The organism is Streptomyces sp. NPDC098781 (assembly GCF_044759995.1).
GTDB lineage: Bacteria > Actinomycetota > Actinomycetes > Streptomycetales > Streptomycetaceae > Streptomyces.
Genome location: NZ_JBIWAK010000002.1, coordinates 732,935 through 756,225, shown reverse-complemented (window position 1 = coordinate 756,225; position 23,291 = coordinate 732,935). Strand labels below are relative to the sequence as shown.

22 protein-coding genes are annotated in these 23,291 nt (G+C 71.7%); 7 read left to right on the top strand and 15 right to left on the bottom strand.

Translation table 11 applies throughout. The features are described from left to right. Positions 1-180: 180 nt before the first annotated feature. Complete coding sequence (locus ACIQWG_RS09420; RefSeq protein ID WP_404092455.1) at positions 181-681, bottom strand: GNAT family N-acetyltransferase; 501 nt, start codon at positions 679-681, stop codon at positions 181-183. Positions 682-805: 124 nt separating this feature from the next. Between ACIQWG_RS09420 and ACIQWG_RS09415 the strand changes: the two genes are divergently transcribed. Then, positions 806-1,456, top strand: a complete 651-nt coding sequence (locus tag ACIQWG_RS09415) for a hypothetical protein (protein ID WP_404092453.1) — start codon at positions 806-808, stop codon at positions 1,454-1,456. A gap of 5 nt (positions 1,457-1,461) precedes the next feature. After that, positions 1,462-1,947, top strand: a complete 486-nt coding sequence (locus tag ACIQWG_RS09410) for a hypothetical protein (protein ID WP_404092451.1) — start codon at positions 1,462-1,464, stop codon at positions 1,945-1,947. Here the strand turns inward: ACIQWG_RS09410 and ACIQWG_RS09405 are convergent. Next, positions 1,936-2,385 (bottom strand): DUF1992 domain-containing protein, encoded by a 450-nt coding sequence (locus ACIQWG_RS09405; protein ID WP_404092449.1) that lies wholly within the window; start codon positions 2,383-2,385, stop codon positions 1,936-1,938. The two genes, ACIQWG_RS09410 and ACIQWG_RS09405, sit on opposite strands and share 12 nt — an antisense overlap. Before the next feature lie 98 nt (positions 2,386-2,483). Between ACIQWG_RS09405 and ACIQWG_RS09400 the strand changes: the two genes are divergently transcribed. After that, complete coding sequence (locus ACIQWG_RS09400) at positions 2,484-2,876, top strand: hypothetical protein (RefSeq protein WP_404092448.1); 393 nt, start codon at positions 2,484-2,486, stop codon at positions 2,874-2,876. An 11-nt stretch (positions 2,877-2,887) separates the two neighbouring features. Here ACIQWG_RS09400 and ACIQWG_RS09395 read toward each other — a convergent pair whose 3' ends face one another. Beyond that, complete coding sequence (locus tag ACIQWG_RS09395) at positions 2,888-3,559, bottom strand: O-methyltransferase (RefSeq protein WP_404092445.1); 672 nt, start codon at positions 3,557-3,559, stop codon at positions 2,888-2,890. A gap of 100 nt (positions 3,560-3,659) precedes the next feature. After that, positions 3,660-4,793, bottom strand: coding sequence for a DUF2330 domain-containing protein (locus ACIQWG_RS09390; protein ID WP_404092442.1), 1,134 nt, complete (start codon positions 4,791-4,793; stop codon positions 3,660-3,662). Positions 4,794-5,082: 289 nt separating this feature from the next. Between ACIQWG_RS09390 and ACIQWG_RS09385 the strand changes: the two genes are divergently transcribed. After that, positions 5,083-7,137 carry a phosphatase PAP2 family protein gene (locus ACIQWG_RS09385; protein WP_404092439.1) on the top strand — a complete coding sequence of 685 codons (2,055 nt, stop codon included), beginning with the start codon at positions 5,083-5,085 and terminating at the stop codon, positions 7,135-7,137. A gap of 146 nt (positions 7,138-7,283) precedes the next feature. Here the strand turns inward: ACIQWG_RS09385 and ACIQWG_RS09380 are convergent, their stop codons facing one another. The 3 genes from ACIQWG_RS09380 to ACIQWG_RS09370 are packed head-to-tail and all read right to left on the bottom strand — an operon-like array spanning position 7,284 to position 11,598. Continuing rightward, entirely contained in the window at positions 7,284-8,969 is a 1,686-nt protein-coding gene (locus ACIQWG_RS09380; RefSeq protein ID WP_404092436.1) for a hypothetical protein, read from the bottom strand. Positions 8,970-9,001: 32 nt separating this feature from the next. Continuing rightward, positions 9,002-11,203: a P-loop NTPase fold protein gene (locus tag ACIQWG_RS09375; protein ID WP_404092435.1), complete on the bottom strand. Its 2,202-nt coding sequence runs from the start codon at positions 11,201-11,203 to the stop codon at positions 9,002-9,004. Continuing rightward, positions 11,173-11,598, bottom strand: coding sequence for an ATP-binding protein (locus ACIQWG_RS09370; RefSeq protein ID WP_404092434.1), 426 nt, complete (start codon positions 11,596-11,598; stop codon positions 11,173-11,175). Before ACIQWG_RS09370 ends, ACIQWG_RS09375 begins: the two co-directional genes overlap by 31 nt. A 92-nt stretch (positions 11,599-11,690) precedes the next feature. Between ACIQWG_RS09370 and ACIQWG_RS09365 the strand changes: the two genes are divergently transcribed. Both ACIQWG_RS09365 and ACIQWG_RS09360 read left to right on the top strand, forming a co-directional pair. Continuing rightward, positions 11,691-12,539, top strand: coding sequence for a helix-turn-helix domain-containing protein (locus ACIQWG_RS09365; protein ID WP_404092432.1), 849 nt, complete (start codon positions 11,691-11,693; stop codon positions 12,537-12,539). Continuing rightward, positions 12,499-12,699, top strand: coding sequence for a DUF397 domain-containing protein (locus tag ACIQWG_RS09360; RefSeq protein ID WP_404092431.1), 201 nt, complete (start codon positions 12,499-12,501; stop codon positions 12,697-12,699). Before ACIQWG_RS09365 ends, ACIQWG_RS09360 begins: the two co-directional genes overlap by 41 nt. Here the strand turns inward: ACIQWG_RS09360 and ACIQWG_RS09355 are convergent. Then, the gene (locus ACIQWG_RS09355; RefSeq protein ID WP_404092429.1) at positions 12,683-13,852 is read right to left on the bottom strand and encodes a steroid 3-ketoacyl-CoA thiolase; all 1,170 of its coding nucleotides are present in this window, start codon (positions 13,850-13,852) and stop codon (positions 12,683-12,685) included. The two genes, ACIQWG_RS09360 and ACIQWG_RS09355, sit on opposite strands and share 17 nt — an antisense overlap. A 193-nt stretch (positions 13,853-14,045) precedes the next feature. Here ACIQWG_RS09355 and ACIQWG_RS09350 point away from each other — a divergent pair, with 193 nt between their 5' ends. Further along, a complete protein-coding gene (locus ACIQWG_RS09350) occupies positions 14,046-15,281 on the top strand; it encodes a cytochrome P450 (protein ID WP_404092426.1) in 1,236 nt (411 codons plus the stop codon). 71 nt (positions 15,282-15,352) lie between these two features. On the opposite strand, the gene ACIQWG_RS09345 is transcribed toward ACIQWG_RS09350, so the two are convergent. From ACIQWG_RS09345 to ACIQWG_RS09315, 7 genes are all read right to left on the bottom strand, one after another. Continuing rightward, positions 15,353-16,576, bottom strand: a complete 1,224-nt coding sequence (locus ACIQWG_RS09345) for a serine hydrolase domain-containing protein (RefSeq protein ID WP_404092425.1) — start codon at positions 16,574-16,576, stop codon at positions 15,353-15,355. A gap of 109 nt (positions 16,577-16,685) precedes the next feature. Continuing rightward, entirely contained in the window at positions 16,686-17,102 is a 417-nt protein-coding gene (locus ACIQWG_RS09340; RefSeq protein WP_404092422.1) for a transglycosylase SLT domain-containing protein, read from the bottom strand. Positions 17,103-17,392: 290 nt separating this feature from the next. Beyond that, positions 17,393-18,220, bottom strand: coding sequence for an ECF transporter S component (locus ACIQWG_RS09335; protein WP_404092419.1), 828 nt, complete (start codon positions 18,218-18,220; stop codon positions 17,393-17,395). After that, a complete protein-coding gene (locus ACIQWG_RS09330; protein WP_404092416.1) occupies positions 18,217-19,971 on the bottom strand; it encodes an ABC transporter ATP-binding protein in 1,755 nt (584 codons plus the stop codon). The genes ACIQWG_RS09335 and ACIQWG_RS09330 overlap by 4 nt, the downstream gene beginning before the upstream one ends. Continuing rightward, positions 19,968-21,116 (bottom strand): energy-coupling factor transporter transmembrane component T, encoded by a 1,149-nt coding sequence (locus ACIQWG_RS09325; protein WP_404092414.1) that lies wholly within the window; start codon positions 21,114-21,116, stop codon positions 19,968-19,970. Before ACIQWG_RS09325 ends, ACIQWG_RS09330 begins: the two co-directional genes overlap by 4 nt. Continuing rightward, a complete protein-coding gene (locus tag ACIQWG_RS09320; protein WP_404092411.1) occupies positions 21,116-21,790 on the bottom strand; it encodes an SCO2322 family protein in 675 nt (224 codons plus the stop codon). The genes ACIQWG_RS09325 and ACIQWG_RS09320 overlap by 1 nt, the downstream gene beginning before the upstream one ends. Beyond that, a complete protein-coding gene (locus ACIQWG_RS09315; protein ID WP_404093521.1) occupies positions 21,787-23,025 on the bottom strand; it encodes a prenyltransferase/squalene oxidase repeat-containing protein in 1,239 nt (412 codons plus the stop codon). The genes ACIQWG_RS09320 and ACIQWG_RS09315 overlap by 4 nt, the downstream gene beginning before the upstream one ends. Positions 23,026-23,291: the final 266 nt, after the last annotated feature.

Below are 23,291 nucleotides of genomic sequence, written 5' to 3'. Positions count from 1 at the left end.
CTGCGGGTGTGTTGGGGGTCGGGGCCGCGCCGGGGGGTGTCCGTCCTCGGACCGGCGGTTGGGGGTCGGGCAGGGTGCTGGACGTTCCTTGATGCCGGTCACTGCGGGCGGCCCCCCGGGCACGGCCCCTTGCCGCCGTACGCGGCTGCTGCACGGTGGGGGTGCGGCCCTGCGGGGCACTCAGCGGGGCCCGCTCAATGGCTTGCTGAACCAGTGCTCGGCGTAGGGGGCGTCGTTGTGGGGGGTCGTTTCCTCGTAGCCGAGGTGGGTGTACAGGGTGCGGGCCTCCACCAGGTCGTGGCGGGTGTCAAGGATCATGCGGGTGGCGCCGAGGGAGCGGGCCGTGGTCTCGGCCGCGGTGACCAGGGCCCGGCCGCCGCCCTTGCCGCGCAGCGACTCGTGGATGAACACCCGTTTCAGTTCGGCGGTTCCTCCGTCCAGGAGGAGTACGCCCGCCGAACCGCCCGGCTCGCCCGCGTACCGGGCCACCAGCAACGTGCCCCGCGGGGGCTGGAGTTCGGACCAGGTGTGCGCGGTGATCTCGCGTTCCAGTTCGGCGGGGTCGGTGCGCCGGCCCTGGTGCAGGAGGTAGTAGCGGTCGCTGACCTCCGTGTAGTACGCCCGCCAGAGCGCGGTGGCCGCGGGGGAGGCGGGGGGTTCTGCCGAAACGGTCCAGGTCATGGCCGTCATTCTGGGCCGGTCAACTCGTGGGGACGCAAGCGGATATGTGGGTGCGCGGGCGGGCCCTTGGCCGTTGGCTGTCCGGCGGCCGTTTGAGGTGGCCCTTCCGGGCAACTCGCCCCGCATGTCCACAGGTGTGATCATTCTGATCGTGATTGCGGCGGTCGTCGTCGTGCTCGGCGTGACCGTCATGGCCCTCCGCTCTCGGGGCGTACAGGGCAGCGGCGGCCTGAAGCGGCGCTTCGGGCCCGAGTACGAGCGGGCCCTGGCCCGCCACGACGGGGACGCCAAGGCGGCCGAACGTGAACTCGCCGAGCGGGTGCAGCGGCACGGCGGGCTGCGGGAGCGGACGCTGGAGGCGACCGAGGTCGAGCGGTTCGAGGCTCGCTGGACGGCCGCCCAGGAGCGCTTCGTCGACTCGCCGAAGGAGGCGGTGGACGAGGCGGACCGGCTGCTCGCGGACCTCGCGGTGGCGCGGGGGTACCCGGAGGGCGCTCAGTACGAGGAACAGCTCTCGGCGTTGTCCGTGCACCACGCGCACCATGTGCACGGCTACCGCAGGGTGCACCGCGTCGCCCACGCGCCGGTCGGTGCCGGTACGGACGGCGGGGCGGGTACCGAGGAGATGCGTGAGGCCATGGTCGAGGCCCGTGCGCTGTTCGACGAGCTGATGGCGGCCCCGGTCGAGCGGCGCCGCGAGTCCCACGAAACCCGCAGGAACACCGGCGGCCATGTGCCGTGGTCGTTCACGGGACGTCACGCGAAGGGGAGTTGAGTGACATGACCGACGCCACGACCGGCCGGGGAGCCGGGCACGAGCCCGTCGAGAACGGACCCGTGGTGCCGCCCACCGGCGGTGCGGCGCGGGGCGCCACGCCGTCGCGCGGCACGACGCCGGGCGGGATCGCCAAGGAGAGCGTCACGACGCCGGCCCGGGCCACCGAGGAGAGCGTCACGAGGCCGCGCGGGATCACCAAGGAGAGCGGGCGCGAGGCCGGCCGGCTGGTCCCGCACGAGGAGTCCGACAAGTTCGAGCTCAAGCTCCAGCACGCGGTCTCCGGATTCGTCGACGGCCCCCGGGCCGCCGTCGAGGAGGCCGACCGCGTGGTCGAGGACCTGCTGAGCCGGTTCACCGAAACCATCGGCGAGCGGCGGCGGACCCTGCGCAGGTCCTGGCAGGACACCGACGAGCGCGCCGACACCGAGCAGCTCCGGCTCGCCCTGCGGGACTACCGCGAGCTGGCGGAACGGCTCCTACACATCTGACGCACGAGACCCGTCCGACACACCAGGCCCGTCCACCATCGCCCGGCGCTCCCGCCACTGCCTGACGACGTCTTCCACGTCGTAGGGTTTGCGGCCCAGGGGAGGGCCGGGCGGTGGTTTGAGCAGCATGTCGCGGATCTTGGCGTTGACGTCCGTGATGATCTTCCGGACGGTCCGCTCGGACGGTGCCGCGTAGGCCGCCGTCAGCGCGTCCTCCGCCTCCTTGCGCAGCGCCAGTCCCGGGGGCAGGACCGACAGGCCCTCGCGGGCCATCTTGCGCTTGACCCACCACAGTTCGTCGTACGGGGCTTCCAGGTCGTTCGGCAGCGGTTCGCCGGCGCCGGGCAGTCTGTCGAAGTCGCCGCGCGCCTGCGCGTCGTGGATCTGCTTGTCGACCCAGGACTCGAACGGGACACCGGGGGGCTTTCGCTCGGTCATGAGTTCATTGTGCCGGACGCGATGGTGCCGGGCGATTTATCATGCGGCGTCGGCAGCCAAAACGGCCGTCGTACAAGGATGTTTCAGGAGGGGCGCCAGTGCTCGAACTCACCATGGCCGCCGTGTCCGCGGCGGACGAGGGTGCCACGGCCGGCATGCTCATGGCCGACGCGCCCAGCGAGCCGGGCGCCGTGCTGCGGGTGGGCCGGGACAAGGCGGTGTGCCGGCTCTCCACGCCGGACGACTGGCTGTTCGTCTCCCGGGTGCATCTGGAGTTCCTGTGCGGACCGGACGGCGGCTGGCAGGTGAGCTGGCTGCGCGGATCGCAGGCCGACCCGTCCTCCGAGGTGCGGCTGACCGTGGGCGAGTTCGCCCAGCCGATCGACTACGGCGGCACCGTGCAGTTGCCGAGGGGCGGCAGCGGCGAGATCGTCATCCACGACCGCACCGCTCCCCGCAGCGTCAACGTCGGCTTCTACCACGAGGCCTGAGCGCCGTCGCCTCAGGCGAGAACGCGCGCCAGGGCGAAGCCGTCGTAGCCCTTGCTGCCGACGGTCTGCACCGCCGTACCGCTCAACCTCGGGTGGCTGCCGATCAGTTCGATGGCGGCCCGGGTGCCCCTGACGTCCGGTGCGTCGGCGTCCGCGTCGGCCACCCGGCCGCCGCGCACCACGTTGTCGAGGACGATCAGGCTGCCCGTGCTCGTGAGCCGCAGCGCCCACTCGATGTAGTGCGGGTTGTTGACCTTGTCGGCGTCGATGAAGACCAGGTCGAAGGGGGCCGGGTTCTCGTCGGCCAGCTTGGGCAGCGACTCCAGGGCCGGGCCGATCCGTACCTCGACGACCCTGTCCAGGCCCGCGCGCGCGATGTTGCGGGTGGCGACCTCGGCGTTCTTGGCGCTGTACTCCAGCGAGATCAGCCGGCCGTCGGCGGGCAGCGCGCGGGCCAGCCAGATGGTGCTGTACCCGGCGAGCGTGCCGATCTCCAGGATGCTGCGGGCGCCCTGGATCTCGGCGAGGAGCTTCAGCAGCTTGCCCTGGGGCGCGGTGACACCGATGCTCGGCAGGCCGGCCGCGTCGCTGTCGCGCAGGGCCGCTTGAAGGATGTCGTCGTCGGGTGAGAGGTGGGCGGAGAAGTACTCGTCGACGTCGTCCCAGAGCTGCGACTCGCTCATCGCCTTGCCCTCCAGAGAGTTAGTTAGAAGCGCTAACTAGATGCCCTAAGGAATATAGTCGCGCGGCGCGCTCCCCGCCGGGATTTCCAGGATGGTGGTTTCAGCCGATCTGCGCAGCGGGCGGCAGCGGGGGTGGCTCGGAGGCGCGGGGGCGGGGGCGGGGGCGTCGTACGGCGTAAACCGCCGCCGTCACCACTGTCGTGGCGAGCGCGGTGCCCAGGGTCAGCGACCAGGCCGGGACTCCGGCCACCGTGCGTAGCCGGTCCTCGTGGATCACCTGCTGGAACGTGTCGTCGGCCGGCGCGCGGCGCAGCTCGTGGTCGCCCGAGATCCGCTCGGGGTACGGGAACTCCTGGCCGATCGCCGTCAGGAACGGCGCCCCCGCCGCCAGTTCCGCCAGCGGGCCGGTCCGCGCCGTCACGCGTCCCGCGTAGGTGACGCGGGGGCGTTCGCCGCCGATCCGGGACGCCGGTTCCATGCGGTGCGCGGCGAGGACGTACAGGCCGAGGGACTGGGGTGTGCCGGCCTGCCGCGACAGGCGCATCGGGTAGACCGGCTCGTCCGTCCGGAAGGTGAGGTGCAGCGGGTCCAGGAGGCCGGTGAGGGGGGTTCCGGTGGCCCGCGGGGTCAGCTTCACGGCCACGTACTCCCAGCGCCGTTCGACATACGGGCGCAGGGCGCCGGTCAGACGCGGAGGCAACGCGAAGCCGTTGCTGTCCAGCCAGCCGTCCAGGGCGCCCGGGTCGGTCGCCGTCAGCCGGGCCACGTCGAACGGGCCGAGGCGCTGCCGGCCGACCACGCCCACGGGGGCGCCGGGCCGGCGCGGGGGAGGGGCGCCGGCCGAGCCGTCGCCGGAGACCAGGGGCCAGTCGCCGTCCTGGGGCCAGAAGTGGTACCGGGTGCGGTGCGCGGGCGCGGTCACCCGGTGCAACTCGCCGAAGAGGTCCGGGTCGCCCAGCCGGACCGTCGCCCGCCCCGGCACCGGCATGATCCACGCGACCCGGTCGGCGTCACCGTCGACGGTCAGCCGCAGCACGATCTGCTCCCGCGTCCCGTCCCAGCGCACGACGGACTCCTCACGCGCGACGGCCACCCGCCCCGCGTCGCCGGGCACCAGGGCCCCGCAGCCGCACGCCCACGCGGGTGCCGCGAGCTGCCCGAGCTGGAGGGCGAGCAGGGTCAGGACGACGGTCAGCGCCCCTCTCCGGGTTCCGGTCCGCCGTAAGTCCGCCATCGCGCGCAGCCCCTTCTTCCCCGCGAGCACCGCCGCCGTCCGGGCTTCAGACGGTACGGCGGATGATCCGGTTCCGTGGCCGGGGCCGCGCGATGTGACCGATGCCGCCCTCAGCGGAGGCGGGTGAACCGGTGGCCCACTATCGTCATTCGGACAAAAGGAGAGCGGACGTCAGGTGAAGTGGGGGTTGCCTGCGTCTCTCCCCGGGGTGGTGCGAGCCGCATAGGGTTCGTGGAGATTCCTGACACGTGGGACCTGTGGGACGAGCGGGGCGGGAGGCCGACAAGGCGTGGCGAATGCGGAGCACGGTGGGCGACCGGCGGAAGCGCTCGGAGCGACGGCCGTCGGCGCGGTCCAGGCACGCCTGCGGGTGGCGCGGCTCGGCCTCTGGCTCGTCGCCGCGATCCTCGCCGTACGGCAGGTCGCCGTCGTCCTCGGCACCCCGCGCGGGGAGCGACTGACCGACCTGGAGACCTGGGTCGGGCCGAACGGCGTCCTGCATGTGAAGGGCTCGCTGTACGACTCGACGCAGTTCACCGGCACGCCGTTCGGCGGGCTCGTCCTCAAACCGCTGACCCGCGCCGCCGAACAGGCCCTCGGCTGGGGCTGGACCTTCGGCACCCTGCTGCTGGTCGTCGCCCTCGGCCTGGTCGCCGCCCGTGCCCTGCCTCAGCCGGTCAGCCGCAGGACCTCGCTGCTCGCCGCGCCCGTCGCGATCAGCCTGCTCATGCTGTCGCTGCCGGTGCGCAACACCCTCTACCTCGGCCAGACCAGCATCATGCCGGTCCTGCTCGTCCTGCTCGGCTGCTTCGTCGTGCGCGGCGAGCGGACCAGCGGCGTGCTCATCGGCCTGGCGGCCGCGCTCCAGCCGACCCTGCTGCTGTTCACCCCGCTGCTGTGGTTCACCGGCCGCCGCGGTGCCGCGCTGTCCACGGGAGCCTCGTTCGCCGCGGGCACGGCGGTCGCCTGGGTGGCGATGCCGAACGACTCGTACACCTACTGGGTGCACCACATGGCGGGCGTCGGCCTCGGCGGACGCGCCGACGACCTCGCCAACCAGTCCCTGCACGGCGCCCTGCTGCGGCTCGGGCTGACCGGTCCGCTGGAGATCGCCCTCTTCCTGCTCCTCGGCGCCGCCGTCGCCGTGCTCGCGCTGCGCCGGGCCGTGCGGTACGCCCACGACGGCCAACTCCTCCTCGCCGTCGCGATCACCGGCTGCGCGGCGATCGTCGTGTCCCCCACCGCCTGGCAGCACCAGCTCCTGTGGGTGCTGCTCGCGGTCGTCGGCCAGGTCGGCAGACGGGCCTCCGACCGCTATGTGTGGCCGGTCGCGATCGTGCTGGTGATGACGCTGCCCGCGCGGATGATGGTGCCGGACAAGGCGCTCTTCCACCTGTTCCGGACCGACCTCGTCCTGCTGGCCGCGATCGCCACGGCCGCCGTCGTGCCGTTCCTGTCCCGCACCTCGCGGTACTGGCAGACGCCGATCCCCACCGCGTACGCCGACAAGGTGCCGTCCCGCTTCCGGCACATTCCCCTCGTACCGTTCCTGCGCCGGGTCGTCAGCCGCCCGAACCTGCTCTTCGAACTCCTGCTGATCCGGGTCACCTACTACGCCTACGCCCAGATCCGCCTCGCCGCGGCCGGCGGCTCCAACTCGGCCGGCCGGGTCGCCGCGGAGGAGAACGGCGCGGAGATCCACTCCATCGAACGCGCCCTGAACATCGACATCGAGTACTGGGCGAACCACGCCGTGGTGAAGGTCGACTGGCTGCGGGACTTCTTCGACTTCTACTACGAGTCGTTCCACTTCGGCGTCCCGCTGGCGATCCTCGCCGTCCTGTACTGGCGGCGCCCCGTCGACTACCGCTGGGCCCGCACCGCGATCGGCTTCGCGACCGTCTTCGCCCTGATCGGCTTCTGGCTGTACCCACTGGCCCCGCCCCGCCTGATGCCCGGCCTCGGCTTCATCGACACCGTCCACGGCCCACAGGACTTCACCCAGCCCGACTACGGCACGCTGACCGAGCTCACCAACCAGTACGCGGCCATGCCGTCCCTGCACTTCGGCTGGTCCCTGTGGTGCGGCCTGGTCATCCTGATCCTCGCGCCCCGATGGTGGATGAAGGCCCTCGGCCTGCTCCACCCCCTCTTCACGGTCACGGCGATCGTCGTCACCGGCAACCACTGGGTGCTGGACGCGGTGGCCGGGGCGGTGATCGTGGGCGCGGGCTTCGCGATGACCTACCTGTTCCAGGGCCCGCGCGCCAAGGCCACGCCGGCACGGGCGGCCCAGGTCAGCACCGGCTCCGGGGCTCCGGCGAGGGACCGTACTCCGAGCTGATCCGGTCTGTGCCGGTGCCGGGCCGCTGAGCCCGGTGGCTTGCGGCGGTGGCGGCTTGCGTGATGCGGGTGGCGGCGCTGGACGCCGGTGTACGTCGTCCGGGCTCGCGTGCCGAGGTGGTGGTGGCGTGGGCGTCCGGGTCCGGGTCAGCAGCGGTTCTCGGGGTCCGGCGAGGGACCGTACTCCGAGCTGATCCGGTATGCGCCGGGCGCGGAGACGCTGAGCTCGGTGAACTCGCCCTTCGCCGTGAGGCACCCGCCGCCGTCCGCCCGCAGCCAGGGCGAGTAGGCGATCCGCAGGGTGGTGGTGCCGGCCTGCGGCATGCGTATGACGACGTCGGCGCTGGACGTCGACACGACGCGGGCGGGCTCGCTCACCAGGGGCCGCGCGTCCCGTACCCGGTACACCCGCCAGTGCGCGTCCTCCCACACGGGCTCCAGCCACTCGGGCCGGTGCTCGCGGATGAGCCGGGCCTCCACCTCGGCGTACCCGTCGGGCTTGCCGAGAGGCAGGACGACGTACCCGACGGCCCAGCGGTCCAGCCACTGGCGGTACGTCGTCGCGGAGAACGACCCGTCGTAGAACAGCCGCGCCCGCTCCATGTCGAGCTGCCGGTTCCAGCCGCGGGCCATGTTCACGTGCGGGGCGAGCCCGCTGGCCTCGCGGTGGTTGCGGGCCGGGACGACCTCGACGCGGGTGCGGTCGGCGCCGAGGCGGTCGAGGGTGCGGACCACACCGTGGGTCTCGGCGGCCCAGGCCGGCACCTTGGTCGACACGTACAGGTCGTCGCCGGTCTTCTTCGCGACCCAGCCGACCGAGTAGACGAGAGCGGCGATGAGCAGGATCCGACGCGCCTTGGCCAGCTGCGGCCGCGTCAGCAGCACGGCGAGCAGCACGGCGGGCGCGAACAGCTCGGCGAAGCGCTCGACGTTCGTGCCGATGGGCGAGGGGATGAGATACGTCAGGACCGTCCCCGCCGCGTACACGGCACCGCTCCAGCGGGCCACGCGCCAGTCGCGCGGGGCGAAGAGGGTGACGGCCAGACCGAGCAGGAACGGCGGCCATATTCGGCCCGCGAACATCAATTGCTCGCCCTTGAAGGGAAACAGCAGCGTGGTCACACCGACGGTGACCGCCGGCGGGAGGAGAAGGGTGAGGGCCCGGGGGTGGTCGCGGGTGACGAGGAACGCGGCGCCCACGACGACGAGGAAGAGCCCGGCCACCGGGCTGGCCATGGTCGCGAGGGCGGCGTACGCGCCGGCGAGGACGATCCGCCTCTGGCGGTTCAGCATCAGACAGGCCGCGAGCCCGAAGGCGACCCCGAGGGCGAAGGTCGTGCGGCCGGAAGCCACGTTGCACCACAGCGCGAACGACGCGAGCAGGGCCGGGCCCAGCGGTCTTCGGAGCCCCTCGACCCGGGTGATCAGGACGGCCGCGAGCCAGGTCGCCGCGAGTCCGGACAGCACCGTGACCGTGCGCACGCCCAGCACGGCCATCAAGTACGGCGATATCAGGCTGTAGTTGGCGGTGTGCGTCCCGCCGTACCAGAAGAGGTTGTAGGCCGAGTCACCGTGCCGCGCCACGAACCCCGCCCACGCGTCCTGCGCGGCCAGGTCACCACCGCCGGTCGCCAGGAACACGGCCCAGATCGCGTACAGCGGCACGGTCGGGAGGGTCGCCAGCAAGGGGATGCGGTGCCGGGTCCAGACCGTGCGCAGGAACCGCTCGTGGGCGGGGGGCGGCGGCTCGGGGGTGCTGGTGAGCCGGCGGGTGCTGGTGAGTTCGGCTGGGACCACGTCAGCGAAGACGTGGAACGGGGCGGGAACGTTCATCGCCGGCTCTAGTTGGCTGGGTCCCCTCCGCTTCACACCGACGGCACGGGCGGCAGGCCGGGCAGCGACCAGGCCGTTCTGACGCGCTGGAGCGTGGCCCGGGCGAGGGTGTCGGCGGTGCCGATTTCACGGTGGGCTCGGGCGAGGACGGAGAAGGAGCGGGGGTGACCGGGGTCGGACCCCTCCTTGGTCCGCTCCTCGGCGAGTTCGTCCGTGAAGATCCGCCGCACCGTGTCCAGGTGATAGGCCCGATTGGCCAGCGTCGCGCCCCCGCGGGCACGTTCGCCGGTCGCCCCGGCCTGCCGGTGGATGAGGTCTCCCAGTTCGTCGAGCCGGCCGCCCTCGCCGAGCAGGTCCCGGCGGAAGAGCTGAGCCAGTTCCGCATGGTCCGTCGACCCGCCGACGGTGTTCGCGATGCGGTCGACCTCGCGGTCCACCAGCCGCCCGGCCAGATCGGTCAGCCGGGTGACCTGTTCCGTCGACACGTACGAGAAGGCCGCGCGGGCCGTCCGCAGCAGGTCACGGGGCATGCCGCCGGACAGACAGTGGAACAGGGCGGCGAAGGGGACCGGCAGCCCCACCACCCGTCGGCCCAGCAGTTGCTCGGCTGTCTTCTGATCGAGGGGTTCCACCCGGACGACCTCGTCCACCGCGCTGTCGAAGGTGTCCCGCCGGCCGATCGGCGCCAGCTCAGCCTCCCGCAGCGCCTCGTCGGAGACCGACAGCACGAACAGGCACTTCGGCACGTCGAACACGGCCTTCAGCTCGTTGAGGAAGGTGCGCGCGGTGGCGGCCGGCTCGATCCGGTCCAGCTCGTCGATCCCTATCACCAACCGCCGCTCCACCCCGTCCAGTTCCAGCGCGGTCCGGTTGAGGAACCTCTTCAGGGTGTCGACGATCTCGGGGTACGACTGGGGCTGCTCGGTGAACGAGGTCGCTCGCTTCGCCGACAGGTTCCAGGTCCGCCAGCCGGCGCTCAGGGCGGCCTCGTCCGACTGGGTCTGGAGATAGCGGATCGAGCGCTTGTGCCGCTCGGCCTCCGGCGCCGTGCCGAGACCCTCCCCGATCACCAGGTCGCACAGCTTGTAGAAGAGGTGGAGCATGAACTCCCGCCGGTCGAAGACGACCGGTACCGGCTCGACGAGACTCAGCTGACGCGCGGGACCCTCCTCGTCGACCTTGCAGAAGTTCCGCAGCAGTTGTGTCTTGCCGGCTCCCCGTGGCCCCGCCAGAGCTATGCTCCCGCCCTCCATCCCGGCGCTGATGACGGCAAGTTGACGGTCGGCCCGCGTCGGCACGTGCTCCTGGCCCGCGCGGAGCTGCCTCAGTCCCGGGGCGTCGGTGATCTTGAGGCAGGTGGAGAAGACAGGTTCGGTCCCGTCGTCGATGCGTGCCCGCACGAAGCTGGACAGGGCCTGCTCCAGGGCCTCCTCCCACTCGGTCCGGGCCTGTCGCTCCGCCCGGCTGCGCTCCCGGGTGTCGAGTACGCCGACCAGTTGGGTCAGCGAGAGCGAGTCCCTAGAGGCGTCCGACGCCAGCCGTCGCAGGGCCAGCGGCGGAAGCGCGGCCAACGCCACTGCCGCCGGCGTGAACCAGGAGCCCCAGCCGTATCCGCCGGAGTCCTGCAACGGGCGGTCGTGGCCGAGCTGCCAGGCGACCTCCGTCGGGTAGACCCCCAGCAGGACCGAGCAGAACAGTGCCAGGAGGCAGTACGGGATCCCCACGGTGACCAGCAGCTGACGCCCCTTGGCCGCCGGTACGCCCGCCCGTGCGTCGCGCGACAGGAGGTAGTAGGCGCACCAGGGCACGAAGGCCAGCGGGGCGGTGAACATGATCACGCCCAGGGCGCCCGAGAGCATGTTGTCCGCAACGGACTTGAACGTGGTGGAGCGGTGCTGAGTCAGCGCCTCGGTCAGCGCGTCGCTCCAGCCGGACGACACCACCACGAGGAGCGCCATCAGCAGCGCCAGCGTGCCGGCCGCCACCAGCACCCGACGGAGCCGAACCTCCAGACGAGCCCGCGAGACAGCATGCCGGTACGCGCTCTCCGCTTCCCGGGCCAGCCCCAGAATCTCGTCGCGCTGATCTTCGGCGGCGGCTTTCAGGTGCTCCTTGGGCACACCACCACTTCGGACCTCGGGCTCGCTCAGCACGCCCCCCAGCAGTTCTGCGAACAGCGTTTCTCTTCTCAGCACCGACACCATCAGGTACTTCCGCACCAGGACTCGAACCACACCACCTTGCCGCCCCTCGACACGGGATCCACACCCCACTTGTCGGCCACCGCGTCCACCAGCACCAGCCCCCGGCCGCCCTCGTCCTCCGGACCCGACTGCCCTGGAAACACCGGGAGTTGCCCGCAGCCGTCCGTCACCTCGACCCGCACCCCGCCCGTCCGCCGAGAGATCAGCACCTCACAACGCCGGTCCGGAACATGCCGTACGACATTGGCGACCAGCTCGGTCACGCCCAGCTCCACCGCGTCGGTGAGTTCGCGCATCCCCCACTGGTCCAGCAGCGAGCGGGCGATGGTGCGGATGTGCCGGGCCGAGTGCTCGCCGACGGTGAGCCGCAGGCGGTACTGGGGGCGGGAGGGAGGCAGGGGGGTGGGGGGAATGTATCCGTTCACGGTACGAGCCTGACCTGGGACGACTACGTTGGGCCAGCGAACGGATACAACGGGTCCCGAAGTGGGCCCGGTTGCGTAAGAGGGAGCGCCGCGTGACCCACATCAACACCCTCGACCCGGGCGCCTCGCCCCTCGACTACTACGGTTTCGAGCTGCGCCGGTACCGCGAGGAGGCCGGCCTGACCCAGAAGAAGCTCGGGGACATCGTCTACTGCACGGGATCGCTGGTCGGCCAGATCGAGACGGCCCGGAAGCTCCCGACGCTGCCGTTCAGCGAGCGGGTGGATGTCGCGCTGGGGACGGGTGGGACGCTGTCGCGGCTGCATGAGCTGGTGATGCGTAGTCAACTTCCGGCCTGGTTTCAGCAGGTGGCGGAGTTGGAGTCGCGGGCGATCGAGATCGGCACCTTCCAGACGCACATGGTGCATGGTCTGTTGCAGACCAAGGAGTACGCGCGTGCCGTGCTCGGCGTGCTGGACGACACCGACCTCGACGACCGCACCGAGGTGCGGCTGGCTCGGCAGCGCATCTTCGAGAAGGGCGAGGCGCCGGTCTTCTGGATGATCCTGAGCGAGGGGGCGCTGCACCAGGAAAACGGTGGTCCGGCGACCATGTGTGGCCAACTGGCACACCTGTTGTCCTTCGAGCACAACCCGAGGATCAACGTCCAGGTGCTGCCGTTCTCGGTGGGCGCGCACGCGGGCTCGCAGGGCTCATTCACCGTCTTCCGCTTCCCCAGCGATCCGACCATCGTCTACACCGAGGGGTACGGCAGCGGGCATCCCACCGCCAACCCGGACACCGTCAAGGACTGCTCGCTCCGTTACGATCATCTTCAGGCCGCCGCCCTCTCCCTCAAGGACTCGGCGGAGTTGATCCGGCGTGTGATGGAGGAGCGTTATGGAGAGCACCGAGATTCTGACGGGGATCCAGTGGCGTAAGTCCAGCTACAGCGGCGACCAGGGCGGCGAGTGTGTTGAGCTCGCCGAGGCGACCCACTCCGTCTCCATCCGCGACTCAAAGAACACGGCGGGCCCGATACTCACCTTCGGGCCCACCACCTTCACGGCGTTCCTGGACTGGACTACAGCCGCTGAATGATCGTGCCGGTGGCCAAGCCGCCCCCCGCGCACATCGTCACCAGCGCGAACTCCTTGTCCGCCCGCTCCAGTTCATGAAGTGCGGTCGTGATCAACCGGGCCCCGGTGGCCCCCACCGGGTGCCCGAGCGCAATCGCACCGCCGTTGACGTTGACCTTCTCCAGGTCCTGCTCGAAGACCTGGGCCCAGCTCAACACCACGGATGCGAAGGCCTCGTTGATCTCGACGAGGTCGATGTCCTTCAATGACATCCCCGCCTTGCCCAGCACCGCCTTCGTCGCGTCGATCGGGCCGTCGAGGTGGAAGTGCGGGTCGGCACCCACCAGTGCCTGCGCGACTATGCGCGCCCTCGGCCGCAGCTTCAGCGCACGCGCCATCCGTTTCGACGCCCACATGATCGCGGCCGCCCCGTCGCTGATCTGGGACGAGTTGCCCGCCGTGTGCACGGCCGTCGGCATCACCGGCTTGAGCCCCGCCAGCGCCTCCATGGAGGTGTCCCGCAGCCCCTCGTCCTTGTCGACCAGTCGCCACATGCCCTGCCCGGCACGCTGTTCGTCCTCGGTGGTCGGGACCTGGACCGCGAAGGTCTCCCTCTTGAAGCGTTCCTCGGCCCACGCCGCCGCGGCTCGCTCCTGCGAGACCAGGCCCAGTGAGTCGACGTTCTCCCGGGTCAGCCCGCGATGACGGGCGATCCGTTCCGCCGCCTCGAACTGGTTGGGCAGGTCGACGTTCCACTCCTCCGGGAACGGCTTCCCGGGCCCGTGCTTGGAGCCGGACCCGAGCGGCACCCGGGACATCGCCTCGACGCCGCAGCTGATCCCGACGTCGATGACGCCCGCCGCGATCATGTTGGCGGCCATGTGCGACGCCTGCTGGGAGGAGCCGCACTGACAGTCGACCGTCGTCGCCGCCGTCTCATAGGGCAGGCCCATCGTCAGCCAGGCCGTGCGCGCGGGGTTCATGGACTGTTCGCCGGCATGGGTGACCGTGCCGCCGACGATCTGCTCGACGCAGTCGGCGGGGATGCCGGTGCGGCCGAGGAGTTCGCGGTAGGTCTCGCCCAGGAGATAGGCGGGGTGCAGATTGGCGAGCGCGCCGCCGCGCTTGCCGATGGGGGTGCGTACGGCTTCGACGATCACGGGTTCGGCAGCCATGGGTGCGGGTCCTCTCGGAGGGCGCTGCGGAACTAGTACGCGTTCTAGTTCTGTGTGCAGTCTGCTGACGGAGACTCGTCTACCGCAAGGGTTGTGCGGGCAATTGGGGAGTCCATGCCTATTGCCAGTTGTAGAACCCGTTACTACCGTCACGGCGATCCCCTCCTAGCTGATGGACCGTCAGGAGCTGCCCATGCCCTGTCCCGCGCTTCCCGACGGGTTCGACTTCACCGACCCCGATGTGCTGCAACACCGCGTGCCCCTCCCGGAGTTCGCCGAGCTGCGCCGGGCCGAACCCGTCCGCTGGATCCCGCAGGCGCCCAACGTGGCCGGATTCCAGGACGAGGGCTACTGGGCGGTGACCCGGCACGCCGACGTCAAATACGTGTCCACACACCCGGAGTTGTTCTCGTCCACCCTCAACACCGCGATCATCCGCTTCAACGAACACATCGAGCGCGACGCCATCGACGCGCAGCGGCTGATCCTGCTGAACATGGACCCGCCCGAGCACACCCGGGTCCGCCAGATCGTCCAGCGCGTGTTCACCCCGCGCGCCATCCGCGCCCTGGAGGAACGGCTGCGGACACGGGCGTCGGCGATCGCCGCGAACGCCCGGCAACAGCCCGGCCCCTTCGACTTCGTCACCGAGGTCGCCTGCGAACTGCCCCTCCAGGCCATCGCCGAGCTCATCGGCATCCCCCAGGACGACCGGTCCAAGATCTTCGACTGGTCCAACAAGATGATCTCGTACGACGACCCCGAGTACGCCATCACCGAGGAGGTCGGCGCCGAGTCGGCCACCGAGCTCATCGCCTACGCGATGAACATGGCCGCCGACCGCAAGGCCTGCCCGGCCAAGGACATCGTCACCACGCTGGTGGCGGCCGAAGACGAAGGCAACCTCGGTTCCGACGAGTTCGGCTTCTTCGTGCTGATGCTGGCGGTGGCGGGGAACGAGACCACCCGCAACGCCATCACTCATGGCATGCACGCCTTCCTCACCCACCCCGAGCAGTGGGAGCTGTACAAGAGGGAGCGTCCTGCTACGGCGGCCGAGGAGATCGTCCGCTGGGCGACCCCGGTGGTCTCCTTCCAGCGCACGGCCACCCAGGACACGGAGTTGGGCGGAAAGCGCATAAAGAAGGGGGACCGGGTAGGAATCTTCTATGCCTCGGCGAACCACGACCCCGAGGTCTTCGAGAACCCGGACACCTTCGACATCACCCGCGACCCCAACCCCCACCTCGGCTTCGGCGGAGGTGGCCCGCACTACTGCCTGGGCAAGTCCCTGGCAGTGCTGGAGATCGACCTGATCTTCAACGCGGTGGCCGACGCGATGCCGGACTTACGGCTGGTCGGCGACCCCCGCCGCCTTCGCTCCGCATGGATCAACGGTGTGAAGGAATTGCAGGTCAGCACCGGCTGACCCGTCCCGAGGGAGGCAGGAGCACCCCTATCCCTACGCCCCGTTCCTGCCTCCCCCGCGATGTGTGACGCTCACCTGGCGAGCACCGCGGCGACCCTCGCGGCCATCTCCTCGTCCGTACTCAGCGGCGTCGGCGTGTAGTTGAGGACAAAGCCGACCCGCCCGTCGCGGGTGGAGAAGACGCGGGTCCGGTAGCCGTACACCTCGCCGGTCTTTCCCCAGAAGGTCACGCCGTTCACCACGGCCTGTTGCAGGCCCATGCTGTAGCGCGCCGGGCTGCCGTCCAGCATGCGCACGCCCTCCGGTGGCAGGGTGAAGAGCTTGGCCATGGCGTGCGGGGGCAGCAGCCGGCCGGAGAACAGCGCCCGTTGGAAGCGCAGGAGATCGTCGACCGTCGAGACCAGCTCGCCCTCGCCCCAACAGCTGGACATCTCGAAGGTGGTGGCGTCCTCAAGGGTGCCGTCGGTCATGCGCAGATAGCCGTGGATGTGCGGGCCGTGCAGATGAGGGTCGTGGCCCGGGGGCAGTGTGCCCTTCAGGTCCAGCGGTTCCAGGATGCGGGACCTGATCACCTCGCCGTACGGCCGGCCCGTCAGTCGCTCCACGAGGAGGGCGAGGAGGACGTAGGTGATGCCCCGGTACTCCTGCTTGGTGCCGGGCCGGAACTTGAGCGGTCGATCGGCGGGGATCGTGCGGACCCACTCCTCGGGCGTCCACCGGTCGAAGCGGTGGCGCAGGACGGCCTCGGGGGTGGAGTCGTCGGGCAGACCCTCGTGGTCGGGCAGGCCGCTGGTGTGGTTGAGCAACTGGCCGACGGTGATCTGCCCGAACCGGGGCGGCAGGAGGTCCGGGAGGTGGCGCCCGATCGGCGCGTCGAGCCGCACGCGGCGCTCGGCCCACAGTTGCAGCACGACCGTGGCCACGAACGCCTTGGTGACGCTGCCGGCCCGGAATCTGTCGGCGGGGTGCGGGCGGCGCCCGGTGCTGAGGTCGGCGACGCCCGCGGTGCCGTACCAGCGTTCGTCGTCTCGCGTCACGCTCAACTGCGCGGAGACGGACGGGGGGTGTGCGAGGTCGGAGATCGCGGCCTGTAATGCCGCGGTGTCCAGGGCCTGGGCGGTGGGGTGGGCGCGCTCGGCCGCCGTCGCGCCGGCCATCGGTCCGGAGGCCGCGAGCAGGGCCCCGGCGGCCACGGAGCCACGGACCAGGGAGCGTCGGGAGAGCTTTCGCGGGGGCATCGGGATCTTCAGCGGGGTCATGGAGATCATCCTGCCGACGCCGTTCGCGCGCTCCATCCGGGATGTCCCCCAGGCGCACCCGGAACTCGCCCCTACGAGTACGGCGAAGGCGGCGACCCGGGGATCAGGGGTCGCCGCCTTCGGTTCAGTGGGCCGGTCGCTCGGCTCAGTACCAGCCGTTCGACTGCCAGAAGTCCCACGCGCCGCACGCGCTGCCGTAGCGGTCCTTCATGTAGTCCAGGCCCCACTCGATCTGGGTGGCCGGGTTGGTCTTCCAGTCGGAGCCGGCGGAGGCCATCTTGTTGCCCGGCAGGGCCTGCACCAGGCCGTAGGCGCCGGACGAGGCGTTCGTGGCGTTGATGTTCCAGTCGCTCTCGTGGTCGACGATCTTGGAGAAGCACTGGTACTGGCTCGAGTCCGAGATCATCTTCTTCGCCACCGCCTGCGCCGAGGAGGACCCGGTCGTCGCTGCGTGCGAGGGCGCGGCGGCGAACAGGGTGCCGGCCGTGGCGGCGGCCAGGGCGGCACCGGCGAGGGCCTTCTTCGGGGCGGAGATGGTGCGGAAGAGGGAAACGGCGGACACGTGGAGCCTTTCGTCGGGGACATGCGTCGGCGCCGAGGCCCTGAGGGCACGTCGGCGCCGTGCGACGTCGTCCAGAGAAACAGGCCGGGAAGATGTCCGCAATGAGTGCTTTTGCTAGTTGTGGTCGTATGTGGAGAGATGCGTGCGCGTGTGACGTGGCTCTCAATGTGCAGGTGGGAGCGCACGTCGACGCGTGCATGACATCCTATTTGTCCCACTATGCTGCCTCGTAGGTGATGTGGCTCATGTGGGGTGGTTCACCGTGCGCGTGACGGTCCGCGCGCGGCACCTCACCCTGTGGGTGCGTCGAATGTGACCGGGCTCTCGAAGGCAGCCCGGCGGGTGGCCCGCCGCAGCGCCCGGAGAATCGCCGGGCCCAGGGTGAGCGTCAGCACGACGGTCACCAGCGCCCGGCCCAGGTCCCAGCCGAGGGACGTCGCCAGGCAGTACGCGACGAAGCGGGCCAGGTTGGCGAGCGGTCCGGCCTCGGGGTCGGGGGAGATGTTCGAGCCGTCCCGCACCAGAAAGGGCCAGCCCTGCATGTTCATCACCGTGCCGTACGCGAACGCGGCGAGGAAGCCGTACCCGGCCAGCAGGACCAGCTCCGCCCGGCCGCGCAGCCGGTCCGCGCCCGGCAGCAGCCCCGCGCCCATCGTGAACCAGCCCATCGACAGCATCTGGAACGGCAGCCACGGCCCCACCCCGCCCGTGAGCAGCGCGGACGCGAACATCGTCACGGCCCCCAGCACGAAGCCGAAGCCGGGGCCGAGCACCCGTCCGCTCAGCACCATCAGGAAGAACATCGGCTCGATACCGGCCGTCCCCGCCCCGAGCGGGCGCAGCGCGGCACCGGTCGCCGCGAGCACCCCGAGCATCGCCACCGCCTTCGGGCCCAGCCCGGATTCGGAGATCGTCGCCGCGACCACGGCGACCAGCAGCAGCAAAAGGCCGGTGAACAGCCAGGGTGCGTCCTGGGCGTGGGCGCTGACCTGGGAGGTGGGCGGAGCGAGGAAGGGCCATCCGACGGCGGCCACACCGACCGCGCTGACCAGGAGGAGCGCGGTGATGGAGCGCGGGCCGAGACGGATGGGGCGCGCCTGCCCCTGACCGCCGGTCATGACAGGGCCTGCCGTACCTGAGCGACCGTGAGCCACTGCTGCGGGGCGAGGATCTTGGTGATCTGCGGCGCGAAGGACGGCGAGGAGACCACGATCTCCGCCGTCGGGCCGTCGGCGATCACCTCACCCTCCGCGAGCAGGACCACCCGGTGGGCGAGTTCGGCGGCCAGTTCCACGTCGTGCGTGGCGAGGACGATGGCGTGGCCCTCGTCGGCGAGGTCGCGCAGCAGGGTGACGAGGTGCGCCTTGGCCGCGTAGTCGAGGCCCCGGGTCGGCTCGTCGAGGAGGAGCAGCGGAGGGCGGGCGGTGAGGACGACGGCCAGGGCGAGCGTCAGCCGCTGGCCCTCGGAGAGATCGCGGGGATGGATGTCGTCCGGGATGCCCGGCAGGAGCGCCGACACCAGGGCACGGCAGGTGCCGGGTTCGGCGCCCGCGTCGGTGTCGGCGGTCGCGCACTCGCCGGCGACCGTGTCGGCGTAGAGCAGATCGCGGGGTTCCTGCGGGACCAGACCGACGCGGCGGACCAGGTCGCGGGGTGCGGTGCGGTGGGGTTCGGCTCCGCCGACCGCGACCTGGCCCAAGGACGGTTCGACGAGGCCGACCAGGGAGCTGAGCAGGGTGGACTTGCCGGCGCCGTTGCGGCCCATGAGGGCGATGGTCTCGCCCGGGGTGACGGTGAGGTCGATGCCGTGCAGGGCGCGGACGCGTCCGCGGGTCACCGAGAGGGCCCGTACCTCGGCGGCGTAGGGGGACTGGGGGCTGAGGGCGGGGCGCTTGCGCCGGAACCAGCCGTGGGAAGGCGCGGGGGCGCCGCCCAGCGGCTCGGGGGGCGCCGGCTCGCGGTGGCCCCGGGTTCGTCGTGGTCGATCGCTGCCCGGCGGCGGCAGCCGTACCTCGGCCTCGGCCCCGCGCCCCTCGCCCGCGCCGCCGTCCCGCGCGCCGAGACGCTCCCGCAGGTCCGCCGCCCGTCGCCGGGCGTCCCGGACCGTCAGGGGCAACGGTGACCAGCCCGCCATCCGGCCCAGGGCCACCACCGGCGGGTACACCGGTGACACGGCCATGATCTCCGCCGGCGTGCCGAGGACCGGAGGTGTGCCCGGGGAGGGGAGCAGGGCGACCTGGTCGGCGTACTGGACGACGCGTTCCAGGCGGTGCTCGGCCATCAGGATTGTGGTGCCGAGGTCGTGGACCAGGCGTTGCAGGACCGCGAGGACCTCCTCGGCGGCGGCCGGGTCCAGGGCCGACGTCGGCTCGTCCAGGACCAGGACCCTCGGGTGCGGGGTGAGCACCGAGCCGATCGCGACGCGCTGCTGCTGGCCGCCGGAGAGGGTCGCGATGGGGCGGTCGCGGAGGTCGGCGAGGCCGAGCAGGTCGAGGGTCTCCTCGACGCGGCGGCGCATGACGTCCGGGGCGAGACCGAGCGACTCCATGCCGTAGGCGAGTTCGTCCTCGACCGTGTCGGTGACGAAGTGCGACAGCGGGTCCTGCCCGACCGTGCCCACCACGTCCGCGAGTTCGCGCGGCTTGTGCGTACGGGTGTCCCGGCCGGCCACCGTGACCCGGCCGCGCAGGGTGCCGCCGGTGAAGTGCGGGACGAGCCCGCTCACCGCGCCGAGGACGGTGGACTTGCCGACCCCCGACGGCCCGACGAGCAGCACCAGCTCGCCCTCCGGAACCTCGAAGTCCACGCCCTGGACGCTGGGTTCGGCGGCACCGTCGTACGTCACGGAGACGTTCTCGAAGCGGATCACGAGGTCTCCTCGGGGGCGGCGGGACTGCGGGGTGCGGGGCTGAGGAACGCCGGGAGCAGGCCGATGAGCACGGCCGCGGCCGGCCACAGCGGCAGCGTGGGCGCGACCAGCGGGACCACGCCGGGGTGCAGGGCGGCCGGATCGAGCTCGGCGGCGAGGATCAGCAGCGCGGGGACCGCCGCGCCGGAACCGGTGACCAGCCAGGCACGGGCGTCCCAGCGGTCCGGGCGGTAACGGGTGCGCAGCGAGCGGCGACCGCCCAGGCGCAGACCCGCCAGCGCGGCGAGGAGTCCGGCGAGGAGGACGGGCAGGCCGTAGGTCCCGCCCTGCGCGGTCAGCAGGCCGTACGTTCCCGCGCAGACGCCCAGCAGCCCGCCGAGGGTGAGCGCGGCCGTCGTACGGCGGACGCGGGGCGGGACGTCGGCGGTACGGCCGTAGCCGCGCGCGTCCATCGCGGCGGCGAGGGCGACCGAACGCTCCAACGCCCCCTCCAGGACCGGCAGCCCGACGTGCAGCAGACCCCGCACACCGGTGTCCGGGCGGCCGCGCAGCCGACGGGCGGCGCGCAGGCGCTGGACGTCGGCGATGAGGTTGGGGGCGTAGGTGAGGGCCACGACCACCGCCACGCCCATCTCGTACAGCGCGCCCGGCAGGGACTTGAGCAGCCGGGTGGGGCTCGCGAGGGAGTTCGCGGCGCCCACGCAGATGAGGAGGGCGGCCAGCCGCAGACCGTCGTAGAACGCGAAGACCAGGGTCTCTGCGGTGACCCTGCCACCCAGGCGGATGCCCTGCGCCCAGTCCGGGAGCGGGACTTCGGGGAGCGTGACGATGACGTGCGTGCCCGGGATGGGCGATCCGAGGGCCACGGCGAAGACGAGACGGATGACGATGACGACCAGGGCGAGCTTGACGAAGGCGGCGTAGGAACGCGCCCAGGGGGTGTCCGGGCGGCAGGACGCGACGACGTAGGCCGAGGTGGCGATCAGGAGGGTGAGGAGCAGGGGGTTGGTGGTGCGGGTGGCGGCCGTGCCGAGCGCGAGCGACCAGAGCCACCAGGCGCCGGGGTGCAGCGTCGCGCCGCGCCGGGGGTGGGGGCCGAGGCGGGGGGCGCCCGGGGCGCGCGTGGCCGCGGTCCGGGCGGGCATCAGGTGCGCCGCCGTCGTGCCTGCCAGACGGCTGCCGCCCCCAGTACCGCCACCACCGCGATCCCCGTGACCAGGCCGAGGGAGGGGCCGTCGGCGGAGTCCCGCTCGTCGCCGTCGGCCGCCTGCTCGCTCCCCTTGTCGGACCCCTTGTCGGCCGATGACGGCTCGCCGGCCCCCGACACCTGCTCCCCGCAGCCCTTGCGCGGATACCCGGCGATGGCGCACAGCAGGGCGTTCGTGTCGTAGCGCAGCGGCTCGGCGACCGCGGCCAGCGCCTCCGCGGTCGTCGCGTCGGGAGCGACCCGGGCACATGCCGTACGGCGACTCGGCGGCGCCTCGGCCGACGGCGCGTCCGCGGCCGTACCGAAGTCGATGACCAGGGCCACCCGCTTCTTGCCGTCCTGAGCGGGCGTTCGCGCGCAGATCACCGCGAACTGTGCCGCGCCCCTCGGCCGGGCCGCGTCCTTCGAGTCCTCGCTCACGGCGAAGCGGAAGCCCTGGACGTCGCCGTCGGACGGGCGGGCGAGGGACGGGCCCTGGGTGGCGTACGTCCAGGTGCCGCCGTCGCGTTCCCAGAAGGACCAGTAGCGGTAGCCGGTCGCCTGGGCGGCCTGGGCCGCGCCGGTCACGAGGACCAGCGCGGCCAGGAGCGGGGCGAGCACCCGGCGGATCACGATCGGCGGCCCTTGTTGCGGCCGCTGAGCAGGAAGCCGATGCCGATGCCGACCACGAGGAAGATGCCGACGTACCACCAGACGCCGAACGGGCTGCCGTCCTTGTCGTCCTTCTCCTCCTTGTCCGTGGCCGTCGGCGAGGCCTGCGGGGCCGGGCCCGTCGCGTTGAGCTGCTTGACCAGGTCGGAGCCGCCGAAGGCACGGGGGTCGGTGCCGGTGGCGTGGGCGGCGAGGATCAACTGGGCGTAGGCGGCCGGACCGCTCTGGGCGGCCCACTCGGCGGCGTTCTGCTCCAGCCAGCGCAGGGGCTTCTGGGCGGCGTCAGCCCCGGACTGCGCGGCGAGCGCGACGACCGCGTCGGCCGTGTTGCCGTAGTCGGGCTGGTCCTCGGCGCCGGGAAGGGCGGAGGTGAGGTGGCCGTCCTTGGCGAGGGCCTGGGTGAGGTAGGCGGCGCCGTTGGCGGCGGTCTGCTGGGGGGTGGGGTCGGAGGAACCGGAACAGGCCGGCTGCTTGTCCGACTCCTTGCTCGTCTCCTTGCCGGGGCTCACGACGAGGCCCTTGCCGAGCGCGCCGAGGACGCCCGCGGCGGTCGCGTCGGCGTTGGCGACCAGGGTGCCCTTCTTGTCCGGCTGGAAGGCGAGGGCGCCCGCGCCGTCGCCCTTGCACGGCAGGGCGAGAGCGGCCAGGGCGTCGTACGGGGAGTGCCCGTCCTTGACGACGTCCGCCGGCTTCTCGTCCACGGCGGCCAGCGCGCCGATCACGACGGACGTCGAGTTGGCGTCGGAGGCACCGCCCCCGGTGTATCCCCAGCCGCCGTCCTTGTTCTGCACGGACTTCAGCCAGGTCACCGCCTTCGCCGCGGCGGCGTCGTGGCCGCCGAGCGCGGCGAGTGCCTGTACGGCCGCGGCGGTGTTGTTGGTGTCGATCAGGGTCTTGGCGTCGCAGGCCGCGTCGGGGGTGGCGCGGTAGGGCGCGAAGGCGCCGTTCGCGCACTGCTGTCCCAGCAGCCAGTCCACCGCGCCCTTCGCCGGCTTCACCCCCACCGTGTCCTGCGCGAGCAGCGCGAGGGACTGCCGCCAGACGCCGTCGTAGGTGGGGTCGCTGTCGCCGTACAGCGCGGCGGGGAACGCCTGCGACGGCGAAGCGGAGGGGGAGGAGTCGGCGGCTACGGCCGGCGCGGCCGCGCCGATCACGACGGCGGCGGCCAGGACCGCGGCGCTGCGGCGGACGTACATGATCGGCGGATGCCCTTCCCTAGGGGAACCGGGCAGCGCAGGGGGGACCCCCATGGGCTCGGCTCCGTATACCTCGACGGTGCCGTGCTCCGGCCGACTTGCCGGGACACGTGAGCCGGTCACAGTCCCGTACGCGGCGATCCGGCTCACCGGCCTTCGACGACCGGTTCACGGTGGGGGCACCTCCCAGGCGCTTAGGGCACTGGGGGAGGGGCAGCGCCGGATTTGCACCGGCTTTTCCCCGTACGAGTGTGATGACGACGCCG